Annotated in this window: 12 protein-coding genes; 8 read left to right on the top strand and 4 right to left on the bottom strand. The window is 69.2% G+C overall.

Going from position 1 to position 12,466, the window contains the following annotated elements; translation table 11 throughout:
* The first annotated feature begins 7 nt into the window (after positions 1-7).
* Entirely contained in the window at positions 8-496 is a 489-nt protein-coding gene (locus tag H4W30_RS15540) for a hypothetical protein (protein WP_192743457.1), read from the top strand.
* Here the strand turns inward: H4W30_RS15540 and H4W30_RS15545 are convergent.
* Positions 477-2,495: a thioredoxin domain-containing protein gene (locus H4W30_RS15545; RefSeq protein ID WP_192743458.1), complete on the bottom strand. Its 2,019-nt coding sequence runs from the start codon at positions 2,493-2,495 to the stop codon at positions 477-479. The two genes, H4W30_RS15540 and H4W30_RS15545, sit on opposite strands and share 20 nt — an antisense overlap.
* 63 nt (positions 2,496-2,558) lie before the next feature.
* Between H4W30_RS15545 and H4W30_RS15550 the strand changes: the two genes are divergently transcribed.
* Positions 2,559-3,926: a 3' terminal RNA ribose 2'-O-methyltransferase Hen1 gene (locus H4W30_RS15550; protein WP_192743459.1), complete on the top strand. Its 1,368-nt coding sequence runs from the start codon at positions 2,559-2,561 to the stop codon at positions 3,924-3,926.
* Positions 3,923-6,415, top strand: a complete 2,493-nt coding sequence (locus H4W30_RS15555; protein ID WP_192743460.1) for a polynucleotide kinase-phosphatase — start codon at positions 3,923-3,925, stop codon at positions 6,413-6,415. Before H4W30_RS15550 ends, H4W30_RS15555 begins: the two co-directional genes overlap by 4 nt.
* Before the next feature lie 58 nt (positions 6,416-6,473).
* Here the strand turns inward: H4W30_RS15555 and H4W30_RS15560 are convergent, their stop codons facing one another.
* Both H4W30_RS15560 and mca read right to left on the bottom strand, forming a co-directional pair.
* Positions 6,474-6,785, bottom strand: a complete 312-nt coding sequence (locus H4W30_RS15560) for a hypothetical protein (protein WP_192743461.1) — start codon at positions 6,783-6,785, stop codon at positions 6,474-6,476.
* On the bottom strand, positions 6,786-7,679 hold the full coding sequence (gene mca / locus H4W30_RS15565) for a mycothiol conjugate amidase Mca (RefSeq protein WP_192743462.1): 894 nt from the start codon (positions 7,677-7,679) through the stop codon (positions 6,786-6,788). It abuts the gene before it with no gap.
* A gap of 145 nt (positions 7,680-7,824) precedes the next feature.
* On the opposite strand from mca, the gene H4W30_RS15570 reads away from it, so the two are divergent.
* The 3 genes from H4W30_RS15570 (at position 7,825) to H4W30_RS15580 (ending at position 9,868) form a co-directional block, all read left to right on the top strand.
* Positions 7,825-8,280: a DUF4307 domain-containing protein gene (locus H4W30_RS15570; protein WP_192743463.1), complete on the top strand. Its 456-nt coding sequence runs from the start codon at positions 7,825-7,827 to the stop codon at positions 8,278-8,280.
* A 199-nt stretch (positions 8,281-8,479) separates the two neighbouring features.
* Positions 8,480-8,980 (top strand): transcription elongation factor GreA, encoded by a 501-nt coding sequence (gene greA, locus H4W30_RS15575; RefSeq protein WP_016337198.1) that lies wholly within the window; start codon positions 8,480-8,482, stop codon positions 8,978-8,980.
* An 84-nt stretch (positions 8,981-9,064) separates the two neighbouring features.
* Positions 9,065-9,868, top strand: coding sequence for an MBL fold metallo-hydrolase (locus H4W30_RS15580; protein ID WP_192743464.1), 804 nt, complete (start codon positions 9,065-9,067; stop codon positions 9,866-9,868).
* Here H4W30_RS15580 and H4W30_RS15585 read toward each other — a convergent pair.
* Positions 9,865-10,338 (bottom strand): Lrp/AsnC family transcriptional regulator, encoded by a 474-nt coding sequence (locus H4W30_RS15585; protein WP_192743465.1) that lies wholly within the window; start codon positions 10,336-10,338, stop codon positions 9,865-9,867. The genes H4W30_RS15580 and H4W30_RS15585 overlap by 4 nt on opposite strands.
* Positions 10,339-10,460: 122 nt before the next feature.
* Between H4W30_RS15585 and hppD the strand changes: the two genes are divergently transcribed.
* Entirely contained in the window at positions 10,461-11,660 is a 1,200-nt protein-coding gene (hppD, locus tag H4W30_RS15590; RefSeq protein ID WP_126737517.1) for a 4-hydroxyphenylpyruvate dioxygenase, read from the top strand.
* Between the two features lie 240 nt (positions 11,661-11,900).
* Entirely contained in the window at positions 11,901-12,458 is a 558-nt protein-coding gene (locus tag H4W30_RS15595; protein ID WP_192743466.1) for a YbaB/EbfC family nucleoid-associated protein, read from the top strand.
* Positions 12,459-12,466: the final 8 nt, after the last annotated feature.

Genomic DNA, 12,466 nt, shown 5'->3' on the forward strand with positions numbered 1-12,466 from the left:
GAACCTCATGCTGAAGAAGGCCATGATCGGCGCTCTCGTGCTCGGAGCGGCCCAGCTGGCGGTGGTCGCGCCGGCGACGGCGGAAGCCAAGGACGTGTCCTGGTTCTTGAGTCCGACCGAAGTCGAACCCGGCGGGCAGATCTACGCCGAGACGAAGGCCGCGATGGGCGGCTGCGGGCCGGCGACCCCGGTGACGTCGCCGGGGTTCGCGGCGCCGCTCCAGTGGACGATCGGCGGCAACTGGGGGAAGTCCGCCGGCTACGGCAAGGCAGGCAAGACGCCGGGCAAGTACACGGCGACGTTCACCTGCTTGGACGGCACGAAGACCTCCCGCGCCTTCACCATCATCGGAACGCCGCCGACCTCCACGAAACCGCCGAAGCCGACGAAGACCACCACGACCAAACCGAAGCCGAAGGCGCCGCAGGTCGCGGTGAAGCCGGTCGGAGCCCCGCAGACCGGCGGGGGTCACGCCCCTATGGCGTGGGACTGGTGAGCTGAGCGCGCAGTTCCTCCGCGCTGGTGACGGGCCGCTCGCACACGTACCCACGGCACACGTACGCGGCGGCGGCACCGTCGACCAGCGGCCGATCGGCCAGCAGTGGCACTCCATCCGCGTCCGGCGTGCCGCTGACGACGACGGCGCCGTCCGGCAACGACGTGAGGGCGGCGGCCAGCAGTTCCGCGCGCGAAGCCGCGTCCGGGCCGACGACCGCCACCTGCACCGGACCGGCGGCGGCCGCTTCCGCGACGGTGAGCCAGTGCCCGGCGAACCGCGGCGCGTGGGCGGCGAGCCGTCCCGCCCGCGCCAGGGCCTGCTCGGCCGCCTCGCGGTAGCGGCCGACCCGGTCGTGCCCGGCCAGCACGGACGCCGTCAGCAACGCGTTCGCCAGCGCCGAAGCCCCCGAAGGGCTCGCGTTGTCGGTCGGGTCGGACGGCCTCTGCACCAGGACTTCCGCGTCGTCGGCGGTGTCGTAGTAAGCCCCCGTCGCTTCCGGGATGCCGAAGTGGGCCAAGGCGAGGTCCAGCAAGACGAGCGCGTCGGCGAGCCAGCGCGGTTCGCCGGTCGCCTGGTGGAGTTCGAGCAGGCCCTCGGCGAGGCACGCGTAGTCCTCCAGCACGCCGGCCGTCGTGCCGACGACGCCGCCGCGTGAAGTCCGGCGCAACCGTCCGCCGGCGAAATGGGTGTCCATCAGGAAAGCCGCCGCGCGGGCCGCCGCTTCGATCCACTGTGGACGATCGAGTCGCGCGCCCGCTTTGGCGAGCGCGCCGATGGCGAGCCCGTTCCAGGCGGCGATGACCTTGTCGTCGCGGGCGGGCTGCGGACGTTCGTTCCGCGCCGTCAGCAGCGCACGACGGACGCGCTCATAACGCGTTTCGTCCTCTGGATGCGGCTCACGCAGCCGCAGGGTCGACGCCCCGTGCTCGAAGTTCCCCCGTTCGGTCACCTGGAACAGCCCGGCCGCCCAGGCGCCGTCCTCCTCGCCGAGCACTTCGGCCAGCTGCGCGGGAGTCCAGACGTAGGTCAGCCCCTCGACGCCATCGGTGTCCGCGTCGAGCGACGCGGCGAAACCGCCTTCGGCTGTACCGAGGTCGCGCAGCAGGAACTCCGCGGTCTCCTCGACCGTCCGCCGCGCGTACTCGTACCCGGTCACGCCGTGGAACTGCGCGTAGAAACGCAGCAGCAAACCGTTGTCGTACAACATCTTCTCGAAGTGCGGCACTTCCCAGCCCGCGTCGACCGAGTAGCGCGCGAAGCCACCCGCGAGCTGGTCGTTCAGCCCGCCCAGCGCCATGGCCTCGGCCGTGTGCTCGACCATGTCGAGGCCGGAGCCGGTGCGCTCGTGATGGCGGAGCAGGAAGTTCAGCGCCATCGTGGGCGGGAACTTCGGCGCTCCCCCGAATCCGCCGTTCCCGGTGTCGAACTCCTTGCGCAGCGTGGCGACCGCGGAATCCAGCGCGGCACCGTCCACAACGGACTCCGGTAGCGGTCCGCTCTTCTCGGTGAGGTGGGCGATGATCTGCCGGGCACCGGAACGCAACTCGTCCGGGCGCTCACCCCACGCTTCGGCGACGGCGACGAGCAGCTGCGAGAACGACGGCATTCCCGGCCGCGGTGACGGCGGATAGTAGGTACCGCAATGGAACGGTTCGCCGTCCGGGGTCAGGAAACACGTCATCGGCCAGCCGCCCTGACCGGTCATCGCCTGGGTGGCCGCCATGTACACCGAGTCGATGTCCGGGCGCTCCTCGCGGTCCACCTTGATGTTGACGAAATTCGCGTTCATCAGCGTGGCGGTGGCCTCGTCCTCGAAGGACTCGTGCGCCATGACGTGACACCAGTGGCAGGCCGCGTAGCCGACCGAAAGGAGGATCGGCACGTTCCGCCGTTTCGCCTCGGCCAGCGCTTCTTCACCCCACGGCCACCAGTCCACCGGGTTCCCGGCGTGCTGCAGCAGGTACGGACTGGTCGCGGCCTTCAGGCGGTTCGACATGTCACCAGGGTCGCACGCGGAAAAGCGGGCGCGCAGAACGGCCGTCTGCGCGACACTCCTCCAGTGCTCCTGACCATGACGACCACCCGGCACCCGGCCACCGACCTCGGCTTTCTCCTGCACAAGCATCCGGAGAAGGCGCAGTCCTTCGCGCTCTCGGCCGGGACGGCGCACGTCTTCTACCCCGAGGCGTCCGACGACCTCTGCACCGTCGCGCTGCTGGTCGAGCTGGACCCCGTCGAGCTCGTGCGCGGCGGTGGCACGTCGCTGACCCAGTACGTCAACGACCGGCCGTACGCGGGCGGCTCGTATCTGGCGGTGGCGCTGCGGGCGGTCTTCACCACGGCCCTGTCCAGCCGGTGCGCGAACCGGCCGGAGCTGGTCGGCGAGCGGTTCCCGTTGGAGATCCGCGTCCCGTCGCTGACCGCGCGCGGCGGCGCGGAGGTCGTCCACGAGCTTTTCGAGCCGCTCGGCTGGCACGTCGAAGCGAAGGTCGTCCCGCTCGATCCCGAGTTCCCGCAGTGGGGCGATTCCCGCTACGTCGATCTCCGGCTGACCGGGACCCAGCGGGTCGTCGACGCGTTGCGGCACCTGTACGTCCTGCTGCCCGCCCTCGACGGCGACAAGCACTACTGGATCGGCCAGGACGAGGCCGACAAGTTGCTGCGCGCCGGTGAGGGCTGGCTCGCGGAGCATCCGGAACGCGAACTGATCACCAACCGGTATCTCGAACGGCGCCGCCCGATCGTCTCGTACGCGCTCGCCCGGCTTGCCGAGGCGGACGACGTGCCCGCCGAGGCCGAAGCGCGTGTCACCGAGCTGCCGGACCGGCCCGAACCGCTGGCCGTCCAGCGTCAGGGCAGTGTGCTCGCTGCGCTCCGGGCGGCGGGCGCGCGGCGCGTGCTCGACCTCGGCTGTGGCGGTGGCGCGCTGCTGCGCGTGCTCGAGAAGGAGCCGTCGTTCACCGAGATCGTCGGTGTCGACGTGTCCGCGAGCGCGCTCGACATCGCCGAGAAGCGACTCAAAGACAAGTCGCGGATCACCCTGAAGCAGTCCGCGCTGACCTACGCGGATCCGTCGCTGGCCGGTTACGACGCGGCCGTGCTGATGGAGGTGATCGAGCACGTCGACGAGGAGCGCCTGCCCGCGCTGGAGCACGCCGTCTTCGGTGTCGCCGCGCCCCGGATCGTGCTCGTCACGACGCCGAACGCCGAGTACAACCGGCACTTCGAATTCCTCGAAGTAGGCCGGTTCCGGCACGCGGACCACCGTTTCGAGTGGACCCGCGAACAGTTCCGCTCGTGGACCGGCGGCGTCGCGGCACGACAGGGCTACGACGTCCGCCATCTACCGGTGGGACCGGAGTCCCAGGAATCAGGACCGCCGACCCAAATGGCGGTCTTCACGTCTCGGAAGGAGGCCGTGGCATGAAACTGACCATTCCCGACATGTCCCTCGTCGTGCTCGTCGGGGCCTCCGGCTCCGGCAAGTCGACCTTCGCGCGGACGCATTTCGCGCCGACCCAAGTGCTGTCCAGCGACTACTTCCGCGGTCTGGTGGCCGACGACGAGAACGACCAGAGCGCGTCGGCCGCCGCTTTCGACGTGCTCCATTACGTCGCGGCGAAGCGGCTCGAAGCGGGCCGGATCACGGTGATCGACGCGACGAACGTGCAGCGCGCGTCGCGGGCGAGCCTGTTGAAGCTGGCGAAGGAGTACGACGTCCTTCCGACGGCGATCGTGCTCGATCTGCCCGTGAAGGTCTGCCACGAACGCAACGAGGCCAGGCCCGACCGCGACTTCGGCGAACACGTCGTCCGGCGTCAGCGCGGCGAGCTGCACCGCTCGCTGAAGTCGTTGGAGCGCGAAGGTTTCCGTCGCGTGCACGTGCTGCGGAGCGAGGCCGAGGTCGCCGACGCGGAGATCGTCGTCGAGCCGCTGCGCAACGACCGCCGCGAGCTGACCGGGCCGTTCGACGTGATCGGCGACGTCCACGGCTGCCGCGAGGAACTGGACGAACTGCTCACCGAACTGGGGTACGTCGACGGCGTGCACCCGGCGGGCCGGACCGCGGTGTTCGTCGGCGACCTCGTCGACCGCGGCCCCGACACACCGGGCGTGCTGCGCCGGGTGATGGCGATGGCCGAGGCGGGCAGCGCGCTGGTCGTCTGCGGGAACCACGAGCAGAAACTGGTCCGCGCGCTGAACGGGCGCAAGGTCAAGGTGGCACACGGCCTCGCGGAGTCGCTGGAACAGCTTTCCGCGCAGGACGAGGACTTCCGAGCGAAGGCGCACGCCTTCTGTGAAGGACTCATCGCGCACTACGTCCTCGACGGCGGCAAGCTCGTCGTGGCGCACGCCGGCCTGCCCGAGAAGTTCCACGGGCGCGCGTCCGGCCGGGTCCGGAGCACCGCGCTGTACGGCGACACCACCGGCGAGACCGACGAATACGGCCTGCCGGTGCGGCTGCCGTGGGCGCGTGACTACCGCGGCAAGGCGATGGTCCTCTATGGACACACGCCGACGCTGGAACCGGAGTGGATCAACGGGACCATGTGTCTCGACACGGGCTGTGTCTTCGGCGGCAAGCTGACCGCTTTGCGTTACCCGGAGCGGGAAGTCGTCTCGGTGAAGGCGAAGAAGGTCTGGTACGAGCCGTCACGCCCGCTCGAACCGGCGCGGCCGCTTGGCGGGCGCGAGCCGGCGGTGCTGGAACTGGGCGACGTCACCGGGAAGCGGATCGTCGAGACGCGGCATCACGGGCGGGTCGGCGTCTCCGCCGAACAGTCGGCGGCGGCGCTCGAGGTGATGAGCCGCTTCGCCGTCGACCCGCGCTGGCTGCCGTACCTGCCGCCGACCATGGCGCCGTGTTCGACGTCCGAAGCGGACGGCTACCTCGAACACCCCGAGGAGGCTTTCGCCGAGTTCCGCGCCGCGGGTGTCGACCACGTCCTGTGCGAAGAGAAGCACATGGGCTCGCGTGCCGTCGTGCTCGTCTGCCGTGACGACGATGTGGCTCCCGCCCGGTTCGGGATCCAGGGTCCGGGCGCGGTCTACACCCGCACCGGGCGGCCGTTCTTCACGCCGGAGCAGAACGCACGGCTGATCGCCGGGGTGCGGGAAGCGGCGTCGGAACTGTTCGAGGAACTGGACACCGGCTGGCTGCTGCTGGACACGGAGTTGCTGCCGTGGAGCGCGAAGGCGGGCTCGCTGATCTCGGGCCAGTACGCGGCCGTGGGCGCGGCGGCCCAAGCCGTGCTCCCCGCCGCCGTCGGCGCGCTGGACGCGGCCGCGGCTCGCGGGATCGACGTGTCGGAGCTCTTGGCTCGCACCCGGACTCGTGAGTCCACTGTGGACGCGTACCGGCAGGCGTACCGGCGTTACTGCTGGCCGACCGACGGCCTCGACGGCGTCCGGCTGGCGCCGTTCCAGATCCTGGCGTCGGAGGGGCACGCGTACCACGACCGGCCGCACGAGTGGCATCTCTCGCTGCTGGAGCGGCTCACCGGCGACCTGTTCACGCGCACGCGGACACTGGCCGTGGACACCACCGACCCGGCGTCGGTGGCGCGCGGAGTCGACTGGTGGCTGGAGCTGACCGGTGCGGGCGGCGAAGGGATGGTCGTCAAACCGGCGGCGAACCTGACGCGCGGCGCGCGCGGGCTGACGCAGCCGGGAGTGAAGGTGCGCGGGCGCGAGTACCTGCGGATCATCTACGGGCCGGACTACACGCTGCCGGAGAACCTCTCGCGCCTTCGCAAGCGGGGACTCAACCGGAAGCGGGCGCTGGCGTTGCGCGAGTACGCGCTGGGGCTGGAGGCGCTGGAGCGGCTGGCGCGCGGGGAGCCGCTGTGGCGAGTGCACGAATGCGTGTTCGCCGTGCTGGCGCTGGAGTCGGATCCGGTCGACCCGCGCCTCTGACGCGCTTCGGCTCGTGAGTGGTAAAGACGGTTCTAACCGTCCTTACCACTCACGAGCGTCAGTCGGACTTGGCGGTCGGTTTCTCCGTCTTCGCGACCGGCTCCTCGGCGTCGGCCTTCGCTTCAGCGGCCTCCGGGGCGGCGGCGGGCTCGTCGAAGCTCTCCGGCAGCCGCTTCAGGTGCTTGGTCATCGACCGCACCAGCAGCGCGACGGCGATCAGGAACAGGATCAGGATCAGGAAACCCACCGGCGACGACTTGCCGAAGTCCTCACCTTGGCCGCCGTTGTCGCCGTTGCCGGGCTGCTGTGCCAGGAACTGCGACGCCTCCGTCACCGGAATGACGGCGAACGCCGGCACCACGAAACTCATCTAGCCCTCCTTCAAGCCGGCGAACAGATCGTCCTCCGGCAGGGTGCTGTCCACCAGTGAGCGGACCAGCTCGTACTCCTCGGTCGGCCAGACCTCGCGCTGCAGGTCGCGCGGGACGGCGAACCAGCGGCTGTTCGGGTCGATCTGGGTGGCGTGCGCCTTGAGCGCCTCGTCACGCTGCTCGAAGTAGTCGCCGCATTCGACGCGGGTGGTCACCCGCTCCATGACGTCGGCCTTCTCCGGGTCCCACGACTTGAGCCACTCCTCGTACGGCGACTCCAGGCCGCGTTCGAGCAGGGCCTCGTGGAACACGGTCATCCTGGCGCGCGAGAACCCGTGCACGTAGTACAGCTTCATCGGCTGCCACGGCTCGCCCGCGTCCGGGTAGCGCTCGGCCTCGCCGGCGGCGTCGAAGGCCGCGACCGAGATCTCGTGCGTGCGGATGTGGTCGGGGTGCGGGTACCCGCCGTTCTCGTCGTAGGTGACGATCACGTGCGGGCGGAACTCCCGGATGACCTTCACCAGCGCACCGGTGGACTCCTCCAGCGGGATGACGGCGAACGAACCCTCCGGGACCGGGGGCAGCGGGTCGCCTTCGGGCAGGCCCGAATCGATGAACCCGAGCCAGACGTGGCTCACGCCGAGGATCTTGGCCGCGCGGGCCATCTCCTCCCGGCGGATCTCGGTCATGTTGGCCAGTACTTCGGGCCGGTCCATGGCCGGGTTCAGCACACTGCCCGCTTCGCCACCGGTGCAGGTCACGACCATGACCTCGTGCCCTTCGGCGGCGTACCTGGCCATGGTGGCGGCACCCTTGCTCGACTCGTCGTCGGGGTGCGCGTGCACCGCCATCAGGCGGAGGCGTGACTTCGGCGGTTCGTTGGCTGGCACCATGCTCCGAACGTCCCCTTCTCGTTCCCTATTCCCCTGCGACCCTGCCTGACGGCCCGCCCGGCCGGGCGCGGATACTCGAGGGGAACCACTCGCATACGACCCCATTGTCCCTGCGAGCACGACGAGACCTACCGGGAGGCCCGGGTTGAGCACGGGACAGGAAGCTCCCAGCGCGGAAAGCACCCGGACGGACGTGCCCGAGGACCGTTACGGCAAGACCCGCGCCGCGAAGCCCGCCCGCTGGCGGCGCCTGGTGTTCGGCGTGGTGGCGCTGCTGGTCAGCGGCGGGATCGCCTATGTCGCGTACACGAACTTCGGCAGCGCGCCCATCGAGGGCGAACGTGTCTCGTTCGACGAGAAGCCGGGCGACGCGATGGAGATCACCATCAACGTGACCAGGGACGATGTGAACCGTCCCGGCGTCTGCGTCGTCCGGGTCCGGGACAAGGCGGGGGCCGAAAGCGGCCGTAAAGAGGTCCTGATTCAGCCTGGTTCGAAGAACAGCAGGGTGACGACCACCATCAAGAGCATCGGAAGGCCGGTCACGGCTGATATCTTCGGGTGCTCATACGACGTACCACGGTACCTGTCAAGGCCATAGCGGCCAACGGGGTGAAACGGGCGCCCAACGCCGAGGCGCGACCGAATTCCACCGGCGGCGATGCCTCGCGCCGTGTTACTCTGATCTACCGGCACGGCCCAAGACGGGCCGTGTTTTTCCTTTATCTCAGCCAGGCCGGCGCGCCATGCCGGTCCGGTGGCCGGCTTGTACACCCAAGCCTGGCAGGCCCTACTAGGAGATGGTGACCGTGAGCGACACAAAGGTGACCTGGCTGACCCAGGATGCCTACGACAGGCTCAAGCAGGAACTCGACCATTACATCGAGCTCCGCCCGGTCATCGCTGCGAAGATCAACGACAGCCGGGAAGAGGGCGACCTCAAGGAGAACGGCGGCTACCACGCCGCCCGTGAGGAGCAGGGCCAGCACGAGGCTCGGATCCGCCACCTCCAGGAGCTCCTCCGCTCGGCTAAGGTGGGCGAGCCGCCCGCCAACGACGGCAGCGCCGGACCGGGCAAGGTCCTCACCGTGCGTTACGACGGTGACGACGAGGACGAGAACTTCCTCTTGGCGACCCGCGAAGAGGGCACCGAGGGCGACCTCGACGTCTACTCGCCGGAGTCCCCCCTCGGCAAGGCGCTGCTCGGCGCCAAAGAGGGCGAGACCCGCGAGTACGAGCTGCCCAACGGCAGCATCCAGAAGGTGACGCTCGTCAAGGCCGTGCCGTACACCGGCAAATGAGCCACTCCGCGCGCCCGGCCCCGATATGGCCGGGCGCGCATACGAGCCGTTAGCGTGACCTCCGGAGAATTCTGGAGGGAACGAATGAGCGAGCTACCGATCTGCGTCGCCTGCGGCATGCAGTACGCGGAACCCAGGTCCGACTGCCCGATCTGCGAGGACGAACGTCAGTACGTCCCGCAGGCCGGGCAACGATGGACCGATCTGAACACCGTCCGCGCGAGCGGGACGTACACGGCTCGTATCGAGGAGCAGGGACCCGGCCTCATCGGGGTCGGATCCACGCCCAACTTCGCCATCGGCGAGCGGGCACTGCTGGTCAAGGCCGAATCCGGCAACTTCCTGTGGGACTGCGCGGGCTTCATCGACGACGATCTGGTCGCGAAGGTCCGCGAACTCGGCGGGATCACCGGTATCGCGATCAGCCACCCGCACTACTACACCACCATGGTCGAGTGGGCCCACGCCTTCGACGCGCCCATCTACCTGCACGAGGGCGACCAGCAGTGGGTCGGCAGGCCGGATCCGGCGATCAAGCTGTGGAGCGGCTCGACCCTCGACGTCGCCCCCGACCTGCGGCTGATCAACCTCGGCGTGCATTTCGCCGGCGGGACCGTGCTGCACTGGCCGGGCGGGGAGAACGGCCGCGGCGCCGTGCTCTCGGGCGACATCCTGCAGGTCATCCCCGACCGCCGGTTCGTCGGCATGATGTACAGCTACCCGAACCTGATCCCGGAACGTCCCGAGGTCGTCCGCCGCGCCGCCGAGATGCTCGACCCGTACGAGTTCGAGGCGATCTACGGCGCCTGGTGGGACGCGATCATCCGGACCGACGGGCACGAGGCGGTCCAGCGGTCGGCGAAGCGGTACCTGAGCCAGGTCGGTTAGCTTCGCGCCAGCCGTTCCAGCAGCGGCCGTACGCGCGGCGGAACCGGCATCGACAACGCGATCGACGTCGACGTCCGCCGCACGTACGGCGCGCCGACCACCTCGTCCACCACGCGCTGCAGGTCGTCGTTGTTGCGCGCGACCATACGCACGAAGAGGTCGCCCTGACCGGTCGTCGCGTAGACCTCGCACACCTCGTCGATCGCGGCCAGTGCCTCCGCCACCTCGGCCCGGCGACCCTGCGCGATCTCCAGGACGGCGAACGCGGTGAGGCCGTATCCCATCGCCGCGAGGTCGAGTTCGGGCGGGAACCCGCCGAGGATCCCGCGTTCGGTCAGCCGGTCCAGCCTGGCCTGCACGGTGCCCCGCGCGACGCCGAGACGGCGGGCGCATTCGAGCACGCCGAGCCGGGGCGAGTCGGTGAGCAGCAACAGCAGCCGCGCGTCCAGCGCGTCGAGTACTTCCGACATCGGGCCTACCTCCTACACAGGTTGTCCACTTTGACTGCGCCACCCGGCCCTCGACTGGACATAGTGCGCAGTGAAATCTTTGACCGTTGCGCATTTTGTCACGCGCTCGGATGCTTCAGGGCATGACGCACACAGTGGAACCCCAGGGTGCTCTTGACGACGTGAGCTACGACCAGCTGCGTCAGCTCGTCGGCCTCGTCGATCACGACTCTTCGACCGACCCCTTCCCGGTGAAGTCGATGGACGCGGTGGTGTTCATCGCGGGCAACGCCACGCAGACCGCGTGGTTCTACCAGGTCGCTTTCGGCATGCGGCTCGTCGCGTACTCCGGCCCCGAGACCGGGAACTTCGAGCGCAAGTCGTTCGTGCTGAAGTCGGGCTCGGCCCGCTTCGTGATCACCGGCGGCGTCAAGCCCGACTCCCCGCTGCTCGACCACCACCGCCGTCACGGCGACGGCGTGATCGACCTCGCGCTCGAGGTCGCCGACGTCGACCGGTGCATCGAGCACGCCCGCTCGCAGGGCGCCACCGTCCTCGAGGAGCCGCACGACGTCTCCGACGAGCACGGCACCGTGCGCATCGCCGCGATCGCGACCTACGGCGAGACCCGCCACACGCTGATCGACCGGTCGAAGTACACCGGCGTCTACCTCCCCGGCTACGAGCCGCGCGAGAGCAGCGTCGTCCGTCCGGAAGGCGCGCCGAAGCGGCTGTTCCAGGCCGTCGACCACTGCGTCGGCAACGTCGAACTCGGCAAGATGGACTACTGGGTCGACTGGTACCACCGCGTCATGGGCTTCGTGAACATGGCGGAGTTCGTCGGCGACGACATCGCGACCGAGTACTCGGCGCTGATGAGCAAGGTGGTCTCCAACGGCAACCACCGCGTCAAGTTCCCGCTCAACGAGCCGGCGATCGCGAAGAAGAAGTCGCAGATCGACGAGTACCTCGAGTTCTACGGCGGCGCGGGCTGCCAGCACATCGCGCTGGCCACCAACGACATCGTCGCGACGGTGAAGGCGATGCGCGCCGCGGGCGTCGAGTTCCTCGACACCCCGGACTCCTACTACGACGACCCGGAGCTGCGTGCGCGGATCGGCGAGGTCCGGGTGCCGATCGAGAAGCTCAAGGAGCACCGCATCCTGGTCGACCGCGACGAGGACGGCTACCTGCTGCAGATCTTCACCAAGCCGATCGGCGACCGCCCGACCGTGTTCTACGAGCTCATCGAGCGGCACGGTTCGCTCGGTTTCGGCAAGGGCAACTTCAAGGCCCTGTTCGAGGCCATCGAGCGTGAGCAGGAGCGCCGAGGCAATCTTTAACGGCGAGGCGCCATCGGCGCCGCGCCGCGGGAACCTCTGACCCCGGCAGTTCGCAGGGCGTGAAAGGGCTCTTCATCGCACTTCGTGCGGTGAGGGGCCCTTTCGCTGCGTGACGGGGCCGACTTTGTCGGCGCGGGGTGGTACACCGGACGGGAACTAAACTTCGAGCACTCCGGAACCGAAGGCTCCTTCGGACCGTCAGTGTGAAGACGTCAGCATGCAGCTTTTGGAAGGGTCCCGATGCCGGACAACGTCGACGCCAGCGAACGCATGGTGGACAACTGGACGAAGCAGATCCAGGAGACCGCCGCGCGCTATCAGGCGATGGCCGCACGCATGCAGGGCCAGACCGTCACCGAGCGGTCGAAGGACAACACCATCGAGGTCACGATCGACTCGAAGGGCCTGCTCACGAACCTGGTCATCTCCGAAGCCGCGAGCGGCAAACGGATGGCGGAGGTCTCGTCGCAGGTCATGCGCCTCGTCCAGCTCGCGCAGTCCCGGATCCCGGAGCTGCTGCAGGCGGCGATGGCCGAGACGGTCGGGACTACCGACGAGACCGCGAACCGGGTGATCGCGGAGGCGCAGAGCACCTTCCCGGAGGCCCCGCCGGAGGAGAACCTCGCACCCCCGGAACCCGAGCGGCACCACCGCTTCGGCCCGGAGGAGGAAGAGCCCCCGCCCCCGTCCACGCAGGCGAACCCACCCCAGAACCCACCTCAGCCGAAGCCGATCCCGCGCCGCCGCCGCACGCAGGACGACGATGACGACGACTTCGGCGGCAGCATCCTTTCGTAGACGTCCAT

Origin of the sequence: Amycolatopsis roodepoortensis (assembly GCF_014873915.1) — a bacterium.
In the GTDB taxonomy this organism is placed as follows: domain Bacteria; phylum Actinomycetota; class Actinomycetes; order Mycobacteriales; family Pseudonocardiaceae; genus Amycolatopsis; species Amycolatopsis roodepoortensis.